The sequence below is a fragment of the Chryseobacterium sp. Mn2064 genome (genome assembly GCF_049319685.1).
Taxonomy (GTDB): Bacteria; Bacteroidota; Bacteroidia; order Flavobacteriales; family Weeksellaceae; genus Chryseobacterium.
On the sequence record NZ_JBMOUE010000001.1, the window covers coordinates 251,417 to 276,086 of the forward strand.

The 24,670-nt window shown below is 35.2% G+C and carries 18 protein-coding genes; 13 read left to right on the plus strand and 5 right to left on the minus strand.

The genetic code is table 11. The features are described 5' to 3' along the window. The first annotated feature begins 28 nt into the window (after window positions 1-28). On the plus strand, window positions 29-607 hold the full coding sequence (locus tag ACL9RH_RS01135) for a hypothetical protein (RefSeq protein ID WP_422691488.1): 579 nt from the start codon (window positions 29-31) through the stop codon (window positions 605-607). Further along, window positions 607-1,326, plus strand: coding sequence for a 23S rRNA pseudouridine(2604) synthase RluF (rluF, locus tag ACL9RH_RS01140; protein WP_422691489.1), 720 nt, complete (start codon window positions 607-609; stop codon window positions 1,324-1,326). The genes ACL9RH_RS01135 and rluF overlap by 1 nt, the downstream gene beginning before the upstream one ends. A gap of 81 nt (window positions 1,327-1,407) precedes the next feature. Here rluF and ACL9RH_RS01145 read toward each other — a convergent pair whose 3' ends face one another. Together ACL9RH_RS01145 and ACL9RH_RS01150 are read right to left on the minus strand one after the other, a co-directional pair. Then, window positions 1,408-2,652, minus strand: coding sequence for a hypothetical protein (locus tag ACL9RH_RS01145; protein WP_422691490.1), 1,245 nt, complete (start codon window positions 2,650-2,652; stop codon window positions 1,408-1,410). 196 nt (window positions 2,653-2,848) lie between these two features. Then, window positions 2,849-3,187, minus strand: a complete 339-nt coding sequence (locus ACL9RH_RS01150; RefSeq protein WP_422691491.1) for a MerR family transcriptional regulator — start codon at window positions 3,185-3,187, stop codon at window positions 2,849-2,851. 227 nt (window positions 3,188-3,414) lie between these two features. Here ACL9RH_RS01150 and ACL9RH_RS01155 point away from each other — a divergent pair, with 227 nt between their 5' ends. Then, window positions 3,415-4,296, plus strand: a complete 882-nt coding sequence (locus tag ACL9RH_RS01155) for an AraC family transcriptional regulator (protein WP_422691492.1) — start codon at window positions 3,415-3,417, stop codon at window positions 4,294-4,296. Between the two features lie 174 nt (window positions 4,297-4,470). Here ACL9RH_RS01155 and ccoG read toward each other — a convergent pair whose 3' ends face one another. Next, window positions 4,471-5,913, minus strand: a complete 1,443-nt coding sequence (gene ccoG, locus ACL9RH_RS01160) for a cytochrome c oxidase accessory protein CcoG (protein WP_422691493.1) — start codon at window positions 5,911-5,913, stop codon at window positions 4,471-4,473. Between the two features lie 258 nt (window positions 5,914-6,171). Between ccoG and ACL9RH_RS01165 the strand changes: the two genes are divergently transcribed. Continuing rightward, complete coding sequence (locus ACL9RH_RS01165; protein WP_422691494.1) at window positions 6,172-7,065, plus strand: SMP-30/gluconolactonase/LRE family protein; 894 nt, start codon at window positions 6,172-6,174, stop codon at window positions 7,063-7,065. A gap of 74 nt (window positions 7,066-7,139) precedes the next feature. On the opposite strand, the gene ACL9RH_RS01170 is transcribed toward ACL9RH_RS01165, so the two are convergent. Continuing rightward, window positions 7,140-8,447, minus strand: coding sequence for a DEAD/DEAH box helicase (locus tag ACL9RH_RS01170; RefSeq protein WP_422691495.1), 1,308 nt, complete (start codon window positions 8,445-8,447; stop codon window positions 7,140-7,142). A gap of 186 nt (window positions 8,448-8,633) precedes the next feature. Between ACL9RH_RS01170 and ACL9RH_RS01175 the strand changes: the two genes are divergently transcribed. The 9 genes from ACL9RH_RS01175 (at window position 8,634) to ACL9RH_RS01215 (ending at window position 23,836) form a co-directional block, all read left to right on the plus strand. Then, window positions 8,634-10,523, plus strand: coding sequence for a DNA methyltransferase (locus tag ACL9RH_RS01175; protein WP_422691496.1), 1,890 nt, complete (start codon window positions 8,634-8,636; stop codon window positions 10,521-10,523). Window positions 10,524-10,527: 4 nt separating this feature from the next. After that, complete coding sequence (locus tag ACL9RH_RS01180; protein ID WP_422691497.1) at window positions 10,528-13,080, plus strand: DEAD/DEAH box helicase family protein; 2,553 nt, start codon at window positions 10,528-10,530, stop codon at window positions 13,078-13,080. 263 nt (window positions 13,081-13,343) lie between these two features. Beyond that, entirely contained in the window at window positions 13,344-15,134 is a 1,791-nt protein-coding gene (gene rpsA / locus ACL9RH_RS01185) for a 30S ribosomal protein S1 (protein ID WP_149834761.1), read from the plus strand. 213 nt (window positions 15,135-15,347) lie between these two features. Further along, entirely contained in the window at window positions 15,348-16,163 is an 816-nt protein-coding gene (locus ACL9RH_RS01190) for an SDR family oxidoreductase (protein WP_422691498.1), read from the plus strand. A 36-nt stretch (window positions 16,164-16,199) separates the two neighbouring features. Then, on the plus strand, window positions 16,200-17,117 hold the full coding sequence (locus tag ACL9RH_RS01195; RefSeq protein WP_422691499.1) for a helix-turn-helix domain-containing protein: 918 nt from the start codon (window positions 16,200-16,202) through the stop codon (window positions 17,115-17,117). Between the two features lie 232 nt (window positions 17,118-17,349). After that, entirely contained in the window at window positions 17,350-18,768 is a 1,419-nt protein-coding gene (locus tag ACL9RH_RS01200; protein ID WP_422691500.1) for a T9SS type A sorting domain-containing protein, read from the plus strand. Between the two features lie 258 nt (window positions 18,769-19,026). Further along, the gene (locus ACL9RH_RS01205; protein WP_422691501.1) at window positions 19,027-21,648 is read left to right on the plus strand and encodes a T9SS-dependent M36 family metallopeptidase; all 2,622 of its coding nucleotides are present in this window, start codon (window positions 19,027-19,029) and stop codon (window positions 21,646-21,648) included. A 121-nt stretch (window positions 21,649-21,769) separates the two neighbouring features. Beyond that, window positions 21,770-22,756 carry an EamA family transporter gene (locus tag ACL9RH_RS01210; protein ID WP_422691502.1) on the plus strand — a complete coding sequence of 329 codons (987 nt, stop codon included), beginning with the start codon at window positions 21,770-21,772 and terminating at the stop codon, window positions 22,754-22,756. Between the two features lie 87 nt (window positions 22,757-22,843). Beyond that, on the plus strand, window positions 22,844-23,836 hold the full coding sequence (locus ACL9RH_RS01215; RefSeq protein ID WP_422691503.1) for an alpha/beta fold hydrolase: 993 nt from the start codon (window positions 22,844-22,846) through the stop codon (window positions 23,834-23,836). 73 nt (window positions 23,837-23,909) lie between these two features. Here the strand turns inward: ACL9RH_RS01215 and ACL9RH_RS01220 are convergent, their stop codons facing one another. Continuing rightward, window positions 23,910-24,563 (minus strand): CoA transferase subunit B, encoded by a 654-nt coding sequence (locus ACL9RH_RS01220; protein ID WP_034695353.1) that lies wholly within the window; start codon window positions 24,561-24,563, stop codon window positions 23,910-23,912. Window positions 24,564-24,670: the final 107 nt, after the last annotated feature.

Here is a 24,670-nt window from a genome sequence, read left to right on the forward strand (position 1 = left end):
TGAGCAATAAAGATAAATTTAAAATACCATGAAAACAAAATTATCCATGCTCCTTACAGTATTGGCATTGTGTAGGGTATTTGCTCAGGATACGGAACAGAAAAAACCGAAAATGGATTTTTATTTTAATCCCTCTCTCAATGTAGGTTTTAATATTAATAAGAAAAATGAAAGTTCCCATTCGCAATATATTGAACCGAAGCCATTATTCGGTAAATTTACCTATGGAATGACGGCGATAGGAGGATATCATTTTCTTCCTAATTTTGCGATAGGAACAGGATTCAAATATAGCTTTGCTCAGGACAATTATCATCTGATCTATTGGGTTATTCAGCCGAAAATCATTTTTTCACCTGGTGACCGCCCTTTTTTCATAGATCTTAATTATGGAAAACAGCTTAATCGTTCTGCCGTTTCAGATACAGAATTTTGGGGAGGAAAAATTGGAATGCAGGTTTCTTATTCAAAAAGATTAAGCCAGGAAGGAGGTTTGGTTTTTGAATCCCATCACCTGAAAAATGGTGACAATGGAGCGTTCATAGGATTGAGCTATGGAATTACAATATTTAGTAATAAAAATTATACCGGTTACGGGATAGACTAATGGAAAAGACACGTATCAATAAATATTTATCAGAAGTAGGATACTGTTCTAGAAGAGCAGCCGATAAATTGCTGGAAGAAGGCAGAATCAAAATTAATGGAAAAATTCCTGAAATGGGAACCAAAGTTTCTGATGAAGATCTTGTAGAAGTCGATGGAAAACCCATTCGCGAACCTCAGGAAAAGCCTGTATATATTGCTTTCAACAAACCGGTAGGAATTGTTTGTACTACCGATACAAAACGTGAAAAAAACAATATCGTAGACTATATCAATCATCCGAAAAGAATCTTTCCAATCGGAAGGCTGGATAAACCCAGTGAAGGGTTGATTCTTTTAACCAGTGATGGTGATATTGTAAATAAAATTCTTAGAGCAAGAAATAATCACGAAAAAGAATATTTGGTACGGGTAGACAAACCGATTACGCCAAGATTTCTTGAAAAAATGAGAAACGGAGTTCCTATTCTGGATACCGTGACCAAAAAGTGTGAGGTAGAAAAAATTGATGAAATGAATTTCAGAATTATTCTTACGCAAGGGCTCAATAGACAGATCCGAAGAATGTGCGAACACCTTGGATATGAGGTGAAAAAGCTGAAAAGGATCCGCATTATGAATATTAAACTGGATCTTCCCATCGGAAAATGGAGAGATCTTACAGAAGAAGAATTTAATACGCTGAATACATTGCTTACCGATTCCAGTAAAACAGTATAAGAAGTAAAAGTGGAAAGTTAAAAGTTGAAGTTTATAGCTTAATGCAAGTAAGTTCTTCATTTTTAACCTTCCACTTTTCAGTTATTTTGTATACCATCTCATCCTTTCCTCATATTCGGGCTTTAATTTTAGGAACTTCCATATTTTTCTGTCGTCAGGATTGCTGATGCGGTAGTAGATAATCTTATCTGCAGAATACTTGAAATAAGGGTGATTCTTTAGCCATTCTTCTGGCGCTTCTGTTAAGGTATACTTTGGAACTCCTGAAGGATCCAGCGGTGCCATTGAAATTAATTTCTGTACAATTTCTTTATCAATATTATAAGTATCCAATATTTGTTGCTTATTGACGAAGCCGCCAAGCTTTTTTCTGAAGCCAATCATAGAGCCGGCACTTCTCTCATCCAATCCGAATTCTATAAGCTGTTTGAATGTAACTGCATTCAGATCTATTTTAGAGAAATCTGTTTTCTCTTGTTTTATGTCTTCTCTTTTGGTAGAAACAGTGTTGAGTTTAATATAAGGCTTCATTTCCTGAAACTTTTCAGAGGAAATCACAAAACACTTTTCAAGTTCTTCCAGATTTTTGAAACTTCCTTTTAAATTCCGGTCACGGTAATTTACAATAGTATTAGCCTGCTTTTCTGAAAATCCAAACATCATCCAACCCTCTTTGTCTAACTGATTGGGATCAAAATAATGATATTGAATCTTTGCTTTCCCCATCGTATTTCCAGCCATTTTTTTGAAATTATCCGGAGTTTTTTCAGGCAACAACAAATAAGGTTCAAGTTTTTGGTAATTTTCTGCGGAAATAATAAAACAATCTCTGAATTTCTCTTTGCTGATAAAGCTTCCTCCCAAATAATTTTTATATTTTAATATGGCTTCACTTTGCTTTTCACTGAATCCTATTTTCATCCATTCGTCTACAGAATATCTATCCGGATTGAATTTCCCTGTGATGCTAATCTCTTTCTTTATATTTTTAAATGTCTTTGAAAAGCTCTTTTCAGCTGTTTCGGGAAGTACAATAAACGACTCCAGTTCATTAAATTTTTCTTCAGAAATGGCATAACATTTTTTCAGCTGTTCTTTCGAAGTAAAATATCCACCCACTATTTTTTTGTATTTAAGGATGGTGGAAGTTTGCTTCTCGGAAAATCCTAATTTTTGCCACTGGGTTTCATCCAGAGAATTAGGATCAAAGCTTAGCAGATGGGTAGATGTAGAGGATGCTGCAATGAATTTTATATCAGGAAAAGGCTCTTTTTCCTTACTCGTATATTTCTGATAGATCAATAGAATGGTCAAAAGCGTGACCATAAAAGCCAGTTTTTGGTAATAGTTTTTTCTCATCATAGAGTAAACATATTAATAAAAACAAAGCATGGCAATAGCTGGTAATGAAGTGCTTAAAATTGGTATGAAAATTTTATATAATTGTTTTAAAATTATATGTATTGAGCGTACAATGTAGAATTATTTAAAGAAAATGGAGTTTAGCAATAACTTTAAAATCCTATTCAGGATCTCCCAAAGACTCTTTCAGTTTTATCAACTCTGCTTTTACAAATTCAAGGCGATCGATAATGGTAATAGTTTCGGAAATCTTGCTGTTGGTTGTTAAAGCTACTCGGGCTCCGTCTAGTGTATATCCCTTTTCTTTTACGAGATGATAGATCATCTGTAGATTTTTGATATCTTCAGGAGTGAAATATCGGTTGCCTTTTTTATTTTTTTTAGGCTTGATAATAGGGAATTCCTGTTCCCAATAACGTATTAATGAAGTGTTTACATCAAATGCTTTCGCAACTTCTCCTATAGAATAATACAGCTTATCAGGTAAATTTATTTTCATTTTACAACTCCTAAACTTCAAAGATAAAAATTTTTTAAAGATTCACCCAAATATATCTTTAAAAGAGTGCTCAGACCCTGATATTATTCATTTTCTAAGATAATTTTTACAGGTAGATTCATGGTGAAATTGTTTCAAAAAGACAGAGATAAACCTCTCTTTTTTCTAAATTTGTAAGACATTAAAGAATGATATCTCTTAATGCTGTTTTTTCTAATATTTAGTTGATGAATCCAATCTCAGTTCTCCATATCGATCTTTTTCAGAAAGGTAAAACTACCTCGGATTTTTATTTTAACACAATGAAAAACCATCTGGTAGTGGGGCATAGCCATATTGAGAAGCCACACAGACATGATTTTTACGCTGCCGTTCTTTTTACCAATGGGGTTGGAGTACACGAAATTGATTTTCAGAAATATGAAGTGACTGAAGGAAGTCTTTTTTTTCTTTCACCCGGGCAGATTCACAGCTGGGAGCTTTCAGAAGATATTGAAGGATATATTTTTTTCTGCTCTCAGGAATTTTACGAAATGCATTATGTTAATCAGAAACTGAGAAATTTTCCTTTTTTCGGTTCAGTATCATTTCCAAGAAAATTACAGCTGAATACGGAAGATCTGAAAACAACAGTTACTCTTTTTCAGGAGCTGGGGCAGGAGCATTTATCTAAAAATATTATGAAAGAGGGAATGATCTTGTCATTGATGTCCAGAATTTTTATCAACTCAACCCGCTTGTTTTCAAAAGATTTTGATACATTGGCTTCAGCGGGCGGACTTTCCTATTTTAAACATTATCAGGATTTTGAGAATTTGATTGAACAGCATTTTACCGAACAGAAATCTATTGCCTATTATGCCTCGCTGCTTGGGATTTCCTCTAAACATTTAAATAGAATTGTGCAAACTGTCGTTCAGAAAACAGCTACAGATGTGATTACAGAAAGAGTAGTGCTGGAAGCCAAAAGGATGTTGATGTATCTGGATGAAAGCCTGGTTGAGATTTCACTGAGGCTGGGATACGAAGAATATTCCTACTTTGTAAGAGTATTCCGGAAAAGCTCCGGAATGACCCCTACTCAGTTTATGAGGAAATATAAGGCTTAATGAGTTTAATGTTTATGGTTTCTTGTTTAAAGTTTGGGAAGGATGGTAGAAAAAAGGAAGATTGTTGTAAACCACCCCGTCAAAAATTCTAAGAATTTTTGCCACCCCTCCGGAGGATGGAAATTAAGGGAATCTCAACTACTTTTCCTAATCCCTGCAACCTATTCCTATTATCTATAAAGCTAACTTGAATGGCCCTTCAAAAGTAGTTTCAAACGAATCTACAAGTTCTCCTTTTTCATTGAAAACTCCAATCACCATATTTTGTTTTGAGAACTTAATATCTTCCTCAGGGAAAGAAATATTGATGTTTCCTTTCAGGATTTCGTCTCCTTTCAGAATAATTTTTTCAGAACCGAAATAAGTAATCTCTGCATGAGCTGGTGTCATTACTTTAATGGTCAGTATTTTTTTCTCATTAGATTTATTCAGTAAAGTATAAATGAAAGTATTGGTGATTTTACCATCTTTGATGAAGAAAGTAGATCCTGCAGGTTTAATGAATTTTGCTTCCATAGAACCACGGTCATACATCAAAAATCCAAGGAATCCGATCAGAAGAGCAAGTATAACGGTTGTGGCCTTCATTCTTGACGTAAATTTGAATTTTTCCTGATTCTCAATCTCCGATTCTGTAGCATAACGAACAAGTCCCTTCGGTAAACCTACTTTTTCCATTACCTCGTCACAGGCATCTATACAGGCAGTACAGTTTACGCATTCCAGCTGTTGACCGTTTCTGATATCAATTCCTGTTGGGCATACTACCACACATTGGTTACAATCGATACAGTCACCTTTTCCTGCCACTTTTCGGTCTTCATTATTTCTCCATTTTGCTCGTCCTTCCCCTCTTTTAAAATCATAATATACATTGATGGTCTGCTTGTCGATCAGTACTCCCTGTAATCTTCCGTAAGGACAGACCAAGGTACACACCTGCTCACGAAGCCATGCAAAAACGAAATAGAAGGTCATCGTGAAAAAGATCATGGTGATAAATTTCAGGGAATGTTCTGCCGGTCCTTCGCTCATAATTCGGAAAACCTCCTTATATCCAACAATGTACATGAACATGAAGTGAGAAATAACCAATGAAATAAATAGGAAAACAGACCATTTTGTTACTCTTTTTCTGATTTTCTCAGCATCCCATTCCTGTCTGTCCAGCTTCATCTGCTTATTTCTGTCACCTTCAATCCAATATTCGATTTTACGGAAAACCATCTCCATAAAAAGCGTTTGCGGGCAAAGCCAGCCACAGAATATTCTTCCGAATACTACAGTGAAAAGCATTACAAATATCACGGAAGTAACAGCACCTAATGCTAAAATAAAGAAATCCTGAAGGTAAAAAGGCTGACCGAGAATAAAGAATTTCCTGTCGATCACATTAATCAGTAAAAAAGGATTATTGTTGATCGTGACGAAAGGCAATCCGAAAAATAAGGCAAGAAGAAAATAGCTGGTATAATTCCTATAATTGGTATATTTTCCTTTAGGCTTTCTTGGGAAAATCCATTTTCTTTTTCCCGTTTCATCCATGGTTCCTACTGAATTTCTGAAATCTTCATTTTCAATTTCTAAAGATTTGATATTGTTGGACTCTGCACTCATTATAATAGACTATAAAAGTATTTTAGTAATATTTCTTATCCGGATCAGTTTTATTTTTCAGCCTTTGTTTGACGGAAAAAAATCTGTTGATTCCGTTACTGCAAAGCTCCGTAATATATTGCCCGGCTCCTAATATGATCTACTTCCAAAATAGTACAATTCGGACATTTTGTTTGTATGAATTATAATGTATCAAAATGAGAAAATATTTTGAATCCGATGAAGCATATTGTAAATTGCAGTCTTTAAAAGTATGGCATGAAGAATATCTGGAAAATAGGAATGATTGGTTTGGTTTTAGCATTAGTAAACTGTCAATCAGTAAATAGTAGTAAAATGTTTTATGAAGGTGTAAAGCCGGAGAAGGTTTCGGACCAGTTTAGTTTTACAGAGGGGCCCTCTGCAGATAAAGAAGGAAATGTTTATTTTACAGATCAGCCTAATGATAAAATTTATTACTGGGACTGGAAAACCAACCGTATTATCGAGTTTTTGAATAAAACAGGAAGAGCCAACGGAACTCACTTTGATAAAGACGATTATCTGATTACCTGTTCTGATGATCAGGGAGAAATGTGGAAAATTTCAAAAGATAAAAAAGTAGAGGTTTTATTCAAAGGATTTGAAGGAAAAAGACTCAACGGTCCTAATGATGTTTGGAACGACGGGTTGGGAGGAATGTACTTTACAGATCCTCTTTACGAAAGAGATTATTGGGTGAATTTCAAACAGGAAATACCCAACAAAAGCCTTTATTACAGAAGTAAAGAAGGGAGAATATCCAAATTGGAAACTTTTACCCAGCCCAACGGAATTGCAGGAAGTGAAAAGCTGAAAAAGCTCTATGTATCGGACATTGATGCTGGAAAAACTTACGTTTATGATATTTTGGGTGAAGGCAAGCTTTCTGAGAAAAAACTGTTCTGCGAAATGGGATCTGACGGAATGGAATTGGATAAACATGGAAATCTTTATTTAACCGGAGACGGAGTACACGTTTTCAATCGATCCGGAAAGAAAATTTATCATATTGCTATTCCTGAAAAATGGACATCCAATGTTACCTTTGGCGGAAAAAATAATGATATACTCTTTATTACTGCATCAAAGTCAGTATACACATTTCCAACGAGAGTAAGAGGAATAAAGTAAAATTTTTGCCCCGAATAAACAAATCAATTGGTTCGTTTATTCGGGGCAATATAATAATTATTAGGCTTGTTATCTTAATAAGCAATCTCCATTTTCACCTTTTTACCTTTAAGTTTTTCATTTTGCAGCTTTCTCAACAGAGTATTTACTTTGTTTCGGGAAACAGCAACATAAGAGGTGGTATCTTTTACTTCAATAACACCAACATCTTCTTTCTGTAATTCTCCTTTTTTAAGCAGATATCCTACGATATCTACTTTATTCACCTTATCCTTTTTTCCGGCACTGATATAGATCGTCTGGAATGGTGTTTTTTGAGGAACTTTGGTAAACCCTGCAACACTTTCTTCGGGAGTATTATGTTTAATAAACGGAAAGTTTTCATCTTCAGTCATGATAAGGTATACAAAACCTTTGGCGTTCATTCTGGCAGTACGTCCGTTTCTGTGGATAAATGCGTCTTCTTTAGGAGGCAATTGATAATGAACAATAGATTCCACTTCAGGAATATCAAGTCCTCGCGCAGCTAAATCTGTGGTGATAAGGATTCTCGCAGAATCATTTCTGAACTTCAGCAAAGCACGTTCTCTTTCGTCCTGCTCCATGCCGCCATGAAAAGTTTCTCTATCGATTCCCATCTGATGAAGAAGCTCAGATATACGGTCTACAGCATCACGGTGATTACAGAAGATAAGTGTTCTTTTGTTTCCAATTTTACAAATGAGATTGAAGAGTGTGTCCAGCTTTTCTTCAGAAATAGTCATTACCTTTCTCAATTGGAGATCTGGTTTTACATCATTTTCTTTCAGAAAACTGATCACTTTCTCATCCTTTAATCCTGTAAAAGCGGGAACTTCATCCATTGCTGTTGCAGAAGTTAAAATTCTTTGGGAAAGTCCTTTTAAAGAATTAGAAATAAACTCCATATCATCATGGAAACCTAGTTCCAGAGCCTTATCAAATTCATCAAGAACCAATGTTTTGATTGTTTTAGGATCAAAATTATTATTTCTCACATGATAAGTTACTCTTCCCGGTGTCCCGATTAAAACTGCCGGAGCTTCAATTAAATTATTGACTTCAATCTTTTTATCATGCCCACCATAGCATACAGATACTTTAAAATCTGTTCCCATTGCTTTAAAAACCTGCTCAATCTGTAAAGCCAGTTCACGTGCGGGAACCAATATCAAGGCCTGAACTCCCTGCACATTCTTTTTAAGATTCCTAAGAACCGGAAATAAAAAGGCAAGCGTTTTTCCTGAACCTGTAGGGGAAAGTAAAACAACATCCTGACTGTTTTCTGTCGCTTTATAAGTAGATTTCTGCATCTGATTCATATCCTGAATCTGCAGCTTTTGATAGATTGATTCTAATTCCATGGTGCAAAGGTAATGATTTTAGATGGGTGGCGTGTTTTAGAATTGGAGGGTTTTAGAGTAGGTGTTGTGAGGGGGGAGGGTTCTGATTGTTCCGTTTGAGAATCTCATGCCTCACTTGAATTATGGGAAACCGTAACTGGATAGACCTCAAGGACAATAAATTTGAGGCAATAAAAACATATTACCATGAAACTTTATCAAACTCTTGAAAGCCAAATTAAAAAAGAACCGAATTATGTTTCCGATAATGGAGAGGTGAAAAAATGGGTTGTCCTGAATAAAGCACAAAACCTGGATGAAGAACTCATCGGATTATTATTGGAAGATCCGGATCTGAAAGAAAAATTTTTCATGACCGTAAAAGATGTTTTGGTCTTTAAGCAAAATCTTTTCATTCAGTTTCTTGAACAGAAAAATTATCTGAACGACAGTTATACTCAGTTTAAAAATAAAGTTGGTCTAACGATTGATGGCAAAAACCTGAAACAGCGCAATGAAGTATCGTTGGTGTGGCCATTTAAAGATTGTGTTTTGGAAGGCGGTCAAAGCCGTGAAGAAGATAAAAGAGAAGAGATTTTCTTTAATGAAACATTGGCGCAGGATGAAATTACGGAACTTCTTGATCCAAAAGTCCTGACGAATGCTAAACGATTTGACAAAGATGGAGAGCACGCTTTTGATCAATTTAACAGAAACGAAAACGGAACCATTACTGATAATCTGATTATTAAAGGCAATAATCTTCTGGCATTGCATTCTCTGAAAAAAGAATTTGCAGGGAAAGTGAAACTGATTTATATAGATCCGCCTTATAATACGGGAAATGACGGATTTAAATATAATGATAGTTTTAATCATTCTACTTGGTTGAGTTTTATGAAGAATAGATTAACTATCGCAAGAGATTTATTAAGAAGTGACGGATTGATTTTTGTGCAATGCGATGATAACGAACAAGCATATCTAAAAATATTAATGGACGAAATTTTTATAAGAGAAAATTTTGTAAGCAATATTGTTTGGAAAGGTAGAGGAGGAAGACAGGATAGTAAATTTATCGCTCAGATTCATGAGACAATTATTTGTTTCTCGAGAAATATTTCTGAATTAGAGATTTTTAAGACTACGGTTGAAGATCTCTCTAGTTATTCATTAAAGGATGAAAAAGGAAAATATAAAATTCAATTAATCAGAAAATGGGGAAGTAATAGTAGGAGAATTGATAGACCAAATTTATACTATGGAATAGAATTTAATAATGAAACTATTTTTCCTATTCTTCCTGACGGGACTGAAGGTTGTTGGAGGTGGAGCGAAGCCAAACTTCAAAAGTCAATTGAGGCTAATGAAGTAATATTAATGGAAAAAGATGGTAGAAAAGAATTGTATGAAAAAATATATGAAAAAGATGGAACAAAGCAAATAGTTTTTAATTCATGGATCAGCGAATCATTCTCTGGACAAGGAACGAAAAATCTTCAAGATATTTTTAAAACTAAAGTATTTGCTTACCCTAAGCCAGAACAATTAATAGCAAAATTAATTGAAATATCCACATTGGAAACTGATATCATTCTCGATTACCATCTCGGCAGCGGAACCACAGCTTCGACAGCTCACAAAATGAATCGTCAGTATATCGGAATAGAGCAAATGGATTATATAGAAACTGTTGCTGTAGAGCGCTTGAAAAAAGTGATTGATGGAGAACAAGGCGGTATCTCAAAATCTCTCAACTGGCAAGGCGGCGGCTCCTTTACCTACCTCGAACTCAAAAAATACAATCAAACTTTCATAGAAAAAATAGAAAACGCAAAAGATGAGAAAGCTCTTCTTCAGATTTGGGAAGAGATGAAAGCCAAATCTTTCCTGAATTATAATGTTGATATTCAAAAGCAGGAGCAGCACATTGAAGATTTTAAAATGTTAAGCCTACAGGAACAAAAACAACATCTTTGTGAGCTGTTGGATAAGAATCAGCTATACGTTAACCTTTCTTCGTTGAATGACAAAAATTTTGAATGTACAGCTGAAGAAGAAAAAGTAACGAGAGAATTTTATCAACTTAAAAACTAACCCAATGGCATTTTTACACGAAATTTTCAATAATCCGTTTGCACGTAAGGCTTTAGCGGAAGTTACTTTACCGAATGGCATCACCGACAATCTGAAATTTGGCATTCGTCCTTATCAGGAAGAAGCATTCAAACGTTATTTATATACAGAACGGGAAGATTTTGACGGTAAACCTAAAAAACCTTTGCATCTTCTTTATAATATGGCAACAGGAAGTGGGAAAACAATGGTAATGGGCGGGTTAATGCTTCATTTGTATGAAAAAGGATATCGTAACTTTCTGTTTTTTGTTAACAGTAATAATATTATTCAAAAGACGAAAGATAACTTTCTTAATGTTCATACCTCCAAATATTTGTTTAATACAAAGATTGTTATCAATGGTAAAGAAGTTTTTTTGAAAGAGATTGATAACTTTGATGAAGCCGATCATGAAAATATCAATATCAAATTTACTACGATCCAGCAGCTTCATATTGATTTAAACAATACTAAAGAAAACAGCATTACCTATGAGGACTTTCAGGACAAAAACATAGTTCTGATTGCCGATGAAGCGCATCACCTGAATAGCGGCACAAAAAGCGGAAATCTCTTTGGAAGCTGGGAGGAAACTGTTTTGGAGATTCTTCATCAGAATTACGAAAATATCCTGCTGGAATTCACTGCCACTTTGGATTATGAAAGTCGGGAAATTACAGAGAAGTACAAAGACAAAGTGATTTATAAATATGATTTGGCCCAGTTCAGAATGGATAAATTTTCCAAGGAAATCAATCTTGTCCGTTCCATGTATGATGAAAGAGAAAGGATAATTCAGGCATTGATTCTTAATTTATACCGTCAGGAATTAGCCGCCGTTCACCATGTGAATCTGAAACCTGTTATTCTTTTCAAAGCGAAGAAAACCATCAAAGAATCTGAGCAGAATAAAGAAAACTTCCATAAACTGATAGACGAATTTTCTGAAACAATGGTAGAAAAGATAAGAAAAACCTCTGCCGTTTCTGTTATTCAAAAAGCTTTTGGATTTTTTGAAAGTAAGAATATTTCAAATGATGATATTGTAAAACGAATACAGGCCAATTTCAAGGAAGAAAATTGTTTAAGTGCCAATAATGATATGGAAGCGGAAAAAAATCAGGTATTGCTTAATACATTAGAAGATGAAAATAACCCGATCCGCGCCATATTTGCGGTTCAGAAACTCAATGAAGGTTGGGATGTTTTAAATCTTTTTGACATTGTAAGACTGTATGAAGATCGCGATGGAAAAGATAACAAACCTGGAAAAACAACGCTTTCCGAAGCCCAGTTAATTGGCCGCGGAGCGAGATATTATCCTTTTACCGTAAAAGAAGATGAAGATAAATTTATAAGGAAATATGATAATGACATTTCCAATGATCTGAAAATTTTAGAAGAATTGTATTATCATACCAAAGAAGATAGCCGCTATATCTCAGAACTTAAAAAAGCATTGGCAGACTCCGGAATATATGAAGATGACGCCGATCTTGAAACGAAGCAATTAAAACTAAAAACGACCTTTAAAAGCACAAACCTTTACAAGAATGGAGTTGTTTTTTCTAACAAGAAAATATCTAAAAGTTTTGCCCGGGTAAAATCTTTTGAAGATTTAGGAATTATGAAGCCTAAGTTCAGTTATCAGCTTTCTTCGGGAAACGGAAGGACTTCCCATATTTTTTCCGAAGCAGAAAACTATGATCTAGCCGATGAAGGCAGAAAATCTGTGGGGATCAAAATCAAGCAGATTCAGAAACACGTTATCAGATACGCTGTAAGCCGGAATCCTTTTTATTATTTTAATAACCTTTCGCGATATTTTCCCAATATAGCATCTATCTGGGATTTTATAGAGGATGAGAAATATTTGGGCGGAATAGAAATCATATTCTACGGAACTCAAGAGCGTCTTCAGATTATTTCACATTTTGACTATCTCCAGGCACTGAATGCGTTGCTCCAAAACATAGAAGTTAGTATTAAACATAATGTTCCGGATTACGAAGGTTCCTCTTTCCAGGCAGAACCTATTCACAAGGTTTTCAGAGATAAAGAAATCAGGGTTAAAAAAAACAGTGAAAGAGCAAAAGGACAGGAGAAGTTGGTTTCGGAAGAACCTTGGTACGTTTATAATGCCAACTATGGAACTAATGAAGAAAAAAGATTTGTAGAATTGTTTTCCAGACGATTTAAAGCACTGAAGCAGAAATTTCAGGAAATTCATCTGATTCGTAATGAAAGAGAAGTGAAGATCTTTGATAAACTGGGCCGTGCTTTTGAACCGGATTTTATCCTGTTTTGCAGCCAGAAGAAAGATAAAGAACTTACTTATCAGGTTTTCATAGAGCCAAAAGGAACCCACCTGCTTGATTATGATAAATGGAAAGATGATTTTTTACGAAACTTAGGTGATGAAAAGAAAACCATTACCATTCATACCGACCATTATTTAATCACTGCAGTACCATTCTATAACCATGAAACTGAAAAAGAGTTTGAAGAAGCCCTTGAAAAAACTTTTGCAGACTGATGTGATCTCATTTCCGTGTCTTTCAATTTTTAAATTCTTACCTCTTTTTAATCTTAATTTTAAGATTGATAATCAGTTGTTTGGAGATGAAATTTATCCAAGAAGATCTATTGTTTGTTTTAAATAAAATTCATATCTTTGCACCCACTTTTGTGGCGAAAAGGTTTGAAGAGTAAATTACTTACAATTAATTACTTCCGTATTTTTTAATCCGCATTTATTCAAACCGTTAAAAAAGAAGGAATACAAATTTTTATTAGAAAATGTCAAAAGAGACAAATTCAGCAGAGGTTTTATTAAACCAAAACGTAGCACCAGAACAATTTGATTGGGATTCTTTCGAATCAGGTCTTGATGCAGATGCGAGAAAAGAAAAAAGCGATTTAGAAGAAATCTACAACGGATCTTTAAACAACCTAGACGATAACGACGTTTTAGTTGGTAAAGTTGTAAGATTAACTGACAAAGAAGCTATCGTAGACATCAACTTCAAATCTGAAGGTGTTATCTCTCTAAACGAATTCCGTTACAACCAAGGCCTAAAAGTAGGTGATGAGGTAGAAGTAATGGTTGACAAGAGAGAAGACAAAACTGGACAATTACAGTTATCTCACAGAAAAGCAAGAACGCTTAAAGCTTGGGATAAAGTAAACGAACTTCACGAAACTGGAGAAATCGTTAACGGTTTTGTTAAATCTAGAACTAAAGGTGGTATGATCGTTGACGTTCACGGAATCGAAGCATTCTTACCAGGTTCTCAAATTGACGTTAAGCCAATTAAAGATTACGATCAGTTCGTAGGAAAGACTATGGAGTTCAAAGTTGTGAAAATCAACCCTGAGTTCAAAAACGTAGTTGTATCTCACAAAGCATTGATCGAAGCAGATATCGAAGGTCAGAAAAAAGAAATCATCGCTCAACTTGAAAAAGGTCAGGTTCTTGAAGGAACTGTTAAGAACATCACTTCTTACGGTGTATTCATTGACTTAGGAGGTGTAGATGGATTGATCCACATTACAGACCTTTCTTGGTCTAGAGTGAACCACCCATCTGAAATCCTTGAGGACGGACAAACTGTAAAAGTTGTAATCCTTGATTTCGATGATGAGAAAACAAGAATCCAATTAGGTATGAAGCAATTAGAAGCTCATCCTTGGGATGCTCTTTCTGCTGACTTAAAAGTAGGAGACAAAGTAAAAGGAAAAGTAGTAGTTCTTGCTGACTATGGTGCATTCGTAGAAATCGCTCCAGGTGTTGAAGGATTAATCCACGTTTCTGAAATGTCTTGGTCTACTCACTTAAGATCTGCTGGAGATTTCGTAAAAGTAGGTGATGAAGTAGAAGCTGAAGTATTAACTTTAGACAGAGAAGAAAGAAAAATTTCTCTTGGTATCAAGCAATTATCTAAAGATCCATGGGAAAACATCGAAGCTAAGTATCCAGTAGGATCTCAGCATGTAGGAACTGTAAGAAACTTCACTAACTTTGGTGTATTCGTAGAGTTAGAAGAAGGTATCGACGGATTAATCTACATCTCTGATCTTTCTTGGACTAAGAAAATCAAGCACCCATCTGAGTTCTGTGCAGTAGGTGATAAATTAGACGTTGTAGTTCTTGAGCTAGATATCCAAGCTAGAAGACTATCTCTAGGTCACAAGCAATTGACTGAAAACCCATGGGATAAATTCGAAACTAAATATGCTGAAGGAACTATCCACGCTGGTAAAGCTGTAGAAGTTCACGATAAAGGAGCTTCTGTACAATTCGAAGATGCTGAGGTTGAAGCTTTCTGCCCTTCAAGATTATTAGAGAAAGAAGATGGATCTAAAATCAAGAAAGGTGAAGATGCTCAATTCAAAGTAATTGAATTCAACAAAGAATTCAAGAGAGTTGTAGTTTCTCACACAGGGATCTTCAGAGACGAAGAAAAGAAAAACGTAAAAGAATCTTCTTCTAGAAACGTTTCTTCTTCTTCTAACAACGAAGAAAGATCTACTCTTGGAGATATCGATGCATTAGCAGAATTAAAAAGAAAAATGGAAGAAGGTAAATAATCCTTGGATCATTTTATCAATACTAAGCCGCTCAAATGAGCGGCTTTTTTTATGTTCACTTCATGGTATTTTACCACAAGTAAAAATATTCAGGTCTGTTTTTGTACCTTACATCTGCTTTCATAAACCGGAATTTGTATACAAATTCATACTAAATGTATACTTTCTGACGCCTTATAAATGAAGAACTTTGCCTCATTAATTTAAATAAAAATGAGAAATACAATCTTAATTACAGGTGCCAGTTCAGGCATAGGAAAAGCAACCGCCAAACTATTTCAAAGTAAAAACTGGAATGTCATTGCAACCATGAGAAATCCGGAAGCTGAAACTGAACTTAAAAACCTTGAACGTGTTTTGGTGACAAAGTTGGATGTTACAGATGATCAATCTATTAGTGATGCCATACGTATAGGTATTGCAGAATTTGGTAATGTTGATGTTTTGTTGAATAACGCAGGATATGGAGCTTATGGTCCGTTAGAAGCATTTTCTAAAGAGCAGGTTGTTCGACAGTTCAACACCAATGTGATCGGTTTATTAGAGGTAAGCAAAGCTTTAATTCCCCACTTTAGAAAAAATAAAAATGGGATGATCATCAATATCTCATCCATGGCAGGAAAAATGACATTGCCTTTTGGAGCATTATATCATGGTTCTAAATTTGCAGTAGAAGGGATATCGGAAGCATTAAACTTTGAGCTGGAACAATTCGGTGGTAAAATGAAGATTATTGAACCCGGAACCATTGCAACCGAATTTGCAGGCAGATCTTTGGATTTGCAAAACGATGAAACCATCATTGAATATCAGGATCTGGTAAATAAATTGATGGGCAATGTAAAAGTAATGTTTGAAAATGCCTCAGAGGCAACGATGGTAGCGGACGTTATTTATGAAGCAGCTACCGATGGAACAGATAAACTTCGGTATATAGCAGGGGAAGATGCAAAGATGATTATAGAAAACCGACAAGCTTTAGGAGATGATGCGTTTATAAAAGAAATCAAAAAACAATTCGGACTATAATAAACATAATAATCTATTCATAATATTCTTTTTACAATGAGTTCTGTAGTAAATTTAACATCGGTTACGGATATATATTCATTTTTCGGATTGAAGTCGTCCCAGGTTTTCCATCCTTTGGTGGCGGTTATAGATTTTCGTTGGGTTAAGAATTTTATTGAAGATTATACCAGGGTTTCCGCAAGTTTCTATTGCCTGATATTTAAAGATATCAATAAAAACAATTTGAAATATGGAAGAAAAATAGTTGATTTTCAAGATGGAAGTCTAATATGTCTGGCTCCCAATCAAGTCCTTGAAATGGAACAGGAAGAGGAGGAGACAGAAAATATGTCAGGATGGGGACTGTTTATTCATCCTGATTTATTTAATGGTTATTCTTTATCAAGAAAAATTTCCTCCTATTCATTTTTTGAATATCAGGCCAATGAAGCACTTCATCTGTCCGGCTCTGAAAAAGAAATCCTTTCAGAATGTCTCTCAAATATTGAAAAAGAGCTTCATACGAATATAGATTTGCATAGCCAGGCCATACTTGTTTCTTTGATAGAAGTTTTGTTAAATTACTGTACAAGATTCTATGACAGACAGTTTATCACACGGAAATCATCAAATACTGATATCGTTGCAAAATTTGAAAGATTGCTGAAAGACTACTTCAATAGTGGTAAATTAAAAACTGAAGGGCTTCCATCTGTTCAGTATTTTGCAGGTAAAGTGTTTCTCTCTGCCAAATATTTTAGTGATCTGATAAAAAGAGAAACAGGTAAAAATGCCAAAGAACTGATACAGTATCAATTGATTGAATATGCCAAAGAAAATTTATTAACATCTGAGGCTTCAGTAAGCGAAATTGCTTACAATCTTGGATTTGAATATCCGCAGTATTTCAGTAGACTATTTAAATTGAAAACAGGAATGACTCCCTTAGAATTCAGGAATTCGTTTAATTAATCTATAAAAGAATTGATACTGGAATTGAATGTGTTAAAAGCGATTTTACAGAATAGTCTGACAGAAATTAATGAATCATCATATACCTTTTGAATTTTCAAAGGGTATATTTTTTATCTTGAATTCTTATTTATAATTAAAATATTTATGTGTTATTTTTAATTTTATTAAAATATTTCACTTGATTAAGAAAAAATGTTATTTTTAGGCGACTGAATTTAAAATAGTAACTATGAAAAAAACATTTTTATTTTTCCTTTTGGCATTCATGATGTCATGGAGCGGTCTTAAAGCGCAAGGGAACGACTACATTATTATGCTGGATAATGGAAACTCCATCACCACTGCTGAATATGCTAATATGAAAAGAGGAGCTATTAAATTGATGGAGCAGCTTTTAGCATGTAATACAAAAAACAGAGTTGCCGTTGTACAATACGGAACCGGAATATATGGTGATACCAGTGGGCAGGGTAAAGCTTTAATTTATATTGAATCTGATTTTACCAATGACGGATTTACAGCTCAAAATTTTGAAAGACGCCTTGATTTTGGGGATCTTTTTAATGAATCTCTTAATTTAGTTGCGAACGCTTTAAATGGAACAGGAGGTACTGATATTGTAAGCCCTCAAACCTCTTTGGGGAATATGCAGCCTTTAAAGTTTGTGGTGTTTACAGATGCTGAAAGAAACTCAGGGGGAGCTAACGGGTCTTATCTGGTAAATTATAACAATACAGGCTATAGTAATCCTATTGCTTTTGAAACTGCTGTAAAGTTTAAAGAAATGGGAGCGCAATTTACAATGATTCATACCAATACAAATAATCTGGCGGTAGGAGCAGCTGCTTCTATTGCAAGTGCAGGAGGTTCATATACAGGAGGGTTGGAGCCTAATACTTTAGACCCTGATTTCGGTACACTACCAAGATTATATTATAGCAGACCTAACGGATTCAGTGTAGGGCAGCCAGAAATGGATTACTGGCAAAACCTTGCAGGGAATATATGCAGTTCCAATGGAATGGGAACGTTGAACTTCAGATATGAACCGGGAGAGTGTATAGGGCAGACGTCAGGTATTGGAGGATATTATTATCTTCCACCCGGAGCTACCTTAGTACATTTCAAGCTAGAACTGATAGGTTTACAGAATGGAACCGTATTTCCTATACCGTTCACTCCATCATTTGGTCCTGGAAACTTTGTGTCTTATTATCCTCAGCCTTCGGATTTTGACGGAGCAGTGAATGGAGGTGCAACAGGAGAACAGAAGTTTAAACTCTCTATGGTTTACCTTTATAATGGACAGTATGAGATTGCCTATAGTTGGAACAACTATCCGTTCTTTGATTATGATATTACAATGAAATGTCCGCATTTAAGAGCTGCGAAACCAACTTTGAAAGAAAAAATGTTTACCGTGACACCTAATCCTAATAACGGAATCTTTAAGGTTATTCTGAGCAAAGATATTGAAACAGGAAAATTAGAGATCAGAGATGTGACAGGAAATGTAATGTATACGAAAGCGGTAAACAAAGAAAAAGAATTGGACATCAATATAAGTTCCCGAAAAGAAGGAGTGTATATTGTTTACTTCATTACAGATAAAAATGAAAAGTATTCAGAGAAAATTATTAAAAAATAAGTAAAATGTCGAACTGCTCTTTTGGGCAGTTTTTTTATGAGTATTTTTTTCAAATAAAAAGAAATTAAAATAATGTTAACGATTGTTAAGAGTAGGATTAACCGTGTAAAATGAATTACGAGTTCTCTAGGTTGAGAAATATGTAACTGTAAAATTGGAGTTATTTTACATTTGTATTTGTTTATTTTTGAATTTTATTGAATTGTAATGGGTTGTATATTGTGAAATATTTGTAGATTAGCGACTTTAATAATGGATATGAAAAATAGAACTCTACCTCTTTTGTTTGCGGTTTTTTCTGCTTTTCCAACTGTATTGTTTGGACAAGATAATGAAAAGCTGATTAAAGATTATATTTCTCAAAATAAAATAAGAGAATATAAGAAGTCCGATCTTAATAATATCATCATAGATAATGTAGATCCTTCAAAATCACTGAATGGTAACGTTGTGAAATTTTTACAAACGTTTAATGGCTTACCGGTATACAATTCTGTTGGTACAGCACTTATTAAAGACAACAAGATTGTTTACTATACAGATAATTTTGTGAAAAATTATACAAGCTCTACTCCAGGTACTGCTGTAATCACTAAGTCAACGGCTTTAAAGAAGATTGCCGAAGAACTGAAAAATTCTGATATTGCAAATTTTACCATTCTTGGATATCTTGAAAAAACTAAACAGAGATCTACTTCAGCCAACCAAAGATTAGTCTATACAAGCGATGAAGGTGGAAACCTTCGTCTTGCCTACGAATACACTTTGGAAGAACCAAAATCTCCAAATTATTGGAATATCTTGGTGGATGCCAATAATGGAAATATCCTATCCAAAAATAATCTGACATTATCATGTAACTTCCATGATGATGCATATTCTTCAGATGCTACACATAACCACTCTGATCATTTCGAAAATACGCTTATTGGCCCTCAGAACAGAATAGTGCAGAATAATGCAGCTATGTTCTCGCCGGATAATGCAACCTATAATGTATTTCCTTTACCAATTGAAGCCGCGACTTTCGGATCCAGATCACTTGTTACCAATCCTTGGTTGTTAAATGCTTCTCCGGAAGGATGGCATTCTGATGGAATAGATCACTATACTATTACTAGAGGAAACAACGTATTCGCGTATGAAGATGCTGCAGGAACAGCTCTTACTCCTCCGTCTTATCTTACCGGGGCACCAGCAGATGGTGGGGCAGCAAGAAATTTCGACTTCCCGTTCAATATTAACGAGACACCTCTTAATAATAGAAATGCAGCGATTACAAACTTGTTCTATATGAACAATAAAATGCATGACATTTTCTATCAATTTGGATTTACAGAGACGGCAAGAAACTTCCAGCAAAACAATTTTGGAAAAGGAGGTGTTGATGACGATTCTGTATATGCTGAGGCACAGGACGGAAGCGGATCAAACAATGCGAACTTCTCTTCACCACAGGATGGTTATAACGGTAAGATGCAAATGTATCTTTGGTCTCCTGTAGGCCGTGTATTTTATTATAATGCACCCACAGCAGCGGTTTCTCGTACACCAGGAGCTGGTGTTGCATTGTTCGGAAACTCATTGCCTTTAAATGGGATAACAGGAGATGTAAAACTTTCTACAGTCCTGGATGGATGTACAGCTTTACCAGCAAATTCTCTAACAGAAAAAATAGGTTTGGTTGAAAGAGGAACATGTTCTTTTACTGTTAAAGTAAAAAATCTTCAGGATGCAGGAGCTATAGCCGCAATTGTTTATAACAACTCAGTAAATGGTTCGACGTTGAGTAATATGTCCGGATCAGATCCTACCATTACAATTCCTTCTGTACTTATAGCCAATACGGAAGGAGAATATATAAAAACTCAGCTTGCCGCAAGTACAAACGTAAATGTTACCCTGAAGGCCAATATGACTCCGGACGGAAGTTTTGATAACGGTATCGTAGCTCATGAATACGGCCACGGAATTTCAAATAGACTTACAGGTACGGGAGCAGCATGTTTAAATACCAATGTAAGTAAAGAGCAAATGGGAGAAGGATGGTCAGATTTCTTTGCATTGATGCTGACTAACAAACCAGGAGATGACGCTTCAGTAGCAAGAGGTATTGGTACTTATGCAATAGGGCAGGCAACTAGTGGTGCTGGTATCAGACCTGCAAAATATTCACCGAACTTTACTGTGAATGGCTTCACGTACGGAAACACTAATGGAATGGAATTTATGAGCAATGGATCATTGGTTACCGATGTACACTCTATAGGTTTCGTTTGGGCAACGATGCTGTGGGATCTTCACTGGAAGTATGTTGAAAAATATGGATATTCTTCAGATGTATTGGCAAATACAACCAATGGAAGCACAAGAGTATTGCAACTTGTTACAAATGCATTGAAACTTCAGGTATGTAACCCTAGCTTCATCGAAGGACGAGATGCCATATTAGCAGCGGAATTAAATACAACTGCAGGAGTAGATAAATGTATGATTTGGAATGTCTTTGCAAAAAGAGGATTAGGTGTGAACGCTTCAGCAGGAGTTAAAAATAATATTAACGATCAGGTGCAGGACTTTACTGTACCGGCAGAATGTTTACTGTCTACCAACGAAGTAAGTTCTGCTAAAGATAGTAAAATCTCTATCTATCCAAACCCTGCCAAAGATGAATTCTTCATCAGTTTCCCAAACAATACTATTGGGAAAGTAAGCCTAGAGCTTTATGACATGTCTGGAAAGTTGATTTCTTCAGAAGATAAAATTTCTACTGATGCTAAAAAAGCGGTTTCTACAACCAATCTGGTTAATGGTACCTATATGGTAAAAATAAAAGGACTTGGTTTTGAAGCAGCTTCAAAAGTAATTGTAAAAAAATAAGGGATTTATATAATCTATTTTAAAAATCGCCACAAGCAAAGCTTGTGGCGATTTTATTTACCATTATACCTTGAAACGATTTAATTTATATGTTGTACCTTTGCAGGCTGTTAAAAAAATTATGAAGAAGAAAAATATACTAAAAGGTGTTTTATTTGTAGGAATTGGAGCTAGTATATATGGTATGTTGGCCACTTTCGTGAAAATGGCTTACCATGATGGGTTTACCACTTCGGAAGTAACTACCTCTCAATTCGTATTAGGTCTCACAGGACTTTTGATCCTGAATTTTATTCAAACGTTAACTGCAAAGCAAAAATTGTCTTTACCTAGCTCAAAAGAAGTAAGAATGCTGATCTTAGCCGGAACTTCATTAGGGGGTACCAGTTTGTTTTATTATATAGCGGTCCAGTATATCAATGTTTCTATTGCTATTGTTTTACTGATGCAATCGGTGTGGTTTAGTGTTGTGGTAGAAAGTATTATCACGAGAAAGCTGCCCAATGTAAGAAAAGTCATTTCTGTAGTGATCGTATTGTTGGGAACCGTTCTGGCAACCAATCTTATTAATATGGAAATCGAACTGGATTGGCATGGTGTATTTTGGGGATTGATGGCAGCTGCTTCATATACACTGACAATGTTTACATCCAATACGCTGGCTACTCATCTCCCTGTTTTCAGAAAGAGTATTATTATGCTGGTAGGAGGTTCAATCGTGATTTTTGCATTTTTATTCTTTGCTCAGATAGGACCTATGTATTTTGATGGTTTGAAGTCATTTTATTTAAACTTTACAGAAAATACAGAGCATATTCACTCGTTCAACTATTCAATATTCTGGACGTATGGAGCAGTTCTGGCATTGTTTGGAACCATTATTCCGCCGGTTTTATTTAATATCGGTTTCCCGAATGCCGGATTAGGATTGGGAAGTATTGTTTCATCTTTAGAACTTCCGGTTTCCGTAACGATGGCCTTTGTTTTATTAGGTGAAAAAGTAGTTTTAATACAATGGGTAGGGATTGTACTCATCCTTTTTGCTATCGTTCTAATGAATCTTCCTTCCAAAAAAGAAAAAGAAGCAACAATAGCAGAATTATCGTAAAAAAATAATATTTAAATAAAAATATCAATTGAAAGCCGTTCCTTTTGGAGCGGTTTTTTTAATTTTAAGAATCTAAAATAAAATTTCATGAAATACTTCAGAAGTCTCATAACGGTTTTTACCCTTGCTGCATCTACATATATGTCTTCACAGGTAAAACCTTTGGATGCAATGTTGTCTGATTATCAGTATCCTTATGAAGTTCATTTTCTTAATATAAAATCTCAGGATAATGATCTGAAAATGGCTTATATGGATGTAAAGCCTCAAAAACCAAACGGAAAAACCATAATGCTTCTCCATGGAAAAAACTTTAATGGAGCATATTGGCAAAAAACTGCTAAAGATTTGTCAGATAAAGGATTTAGGGTAGTTATTCCGGATCAGATTGGCTTTGGAAAATCCTCAAAACCTCATAGCTATCAATTTTCATTTTCTCAACTTGCTGAAAATACGAAAGCTGTCTTGGATGAATTACAAATAGATAAAGCAATTGTTTTGGGACATTCCATGGGAGGGATGGTAGCAACCAGATTTACCCTGCTATTTCCGGAAAAAGTTCAAAAACTGATTCTGGAAAACCCAATAGGGTTGGAAGATTATAAGACTTTTGCAGGATATCAGACTATTGATCAGGCGTATCAGTCTGAGCTTAAAAATACAGCGGAAACCTATAAAAATTACCAGCTGAAATTCTATTACGATAATCATTGGAAAGAAGAATATCAGCCCTGGCTGGATCTAATTGCCGGTTGGACGCTCCATAAAGATTACCCACAAGTGGCATGGGATGCTGCTCTTACTTCCGACATGATCTACAATCAGCCGGTTTGTTATGAATTTAAAAATATAAAAGCACCCACCTTACTCATCATTGGAACGAGAGACAGAACGGCAATTGGTAAAGATAGGGCGCCGAAAGAGCTTCAACCGAAAATGGGGCAGTATCAGGAATTGGGAAAAAAGACCCAGCGCGAAATTACAGGATCAAAACTGGTAGAAATTGAAAATGTAGGGCATTTGCCTCATATTGAAGTCTATCCTCAATTTTTCAGTGCGCTTTATGATTTTATTAAATAAATAAAGATAAAGAAAATCTCAATGTAATAAAAAAGGTTGTTTCACTGCTGAAACAACCTTTCTTTATAATATTTTAGAATTGCATTTCAGGAATTTCACCTTCAATGATCAGATCTGCTTCTGTAGCCTTGATAATATCTTCAACCGATACACCCGGAGCTCTTTCAACCAGTTTGAAACCTTGTGGGGTAACATCCAGTACAGCTAATTCTGTAACTACTTTCTTCACACAGTTTACTCCTGTCAGAGGAAGTGTACATTTTTTAAGAATTTTGCTTTCTCCTGCTTTGTTTACGTGCATCATCGCAACAATAATATTTTCAGCAGAAGCTACCAGGTCCATAGCGCCACCCATTCCTTTTACCATTTTTCCCGGAATTTTCCAGTTGGCAATATCTCCGTTTTCTGAAACTTCCATAGCACCCAGAATAGTAAGATCTACCTTCTGACCGCGGATCATTCCGAAACTAAAAGCAGAATCGAAGAACGAACCTCCCTCTAAAATAGTAATGGTTTGTTTTCCGGCATTGATGATATCAGCATCTTCTTCACCTTCAAAAGGGAAGGGGCCCATCCCCAAAACTCCGTTTTCACTCTGAAATTCTACAGAGATCCCTTCCGGAACATAGTTGGCAACCAAAGTAGGAATTCCTATCCCCAGGTTTACATAATAACGATCTTTCAGTTCTTTTGAAATTCTTTTGGCAATTTGTTCTTTTGTAAGCATAATAAAAACTTAGACTGCAATTTAATTATTTTCATCAGAATACAAAAGAGCTTTGTTGTGTTCAATAATTAACACTGTTAGTTAAAATAATATCTGTAATTTTGTTC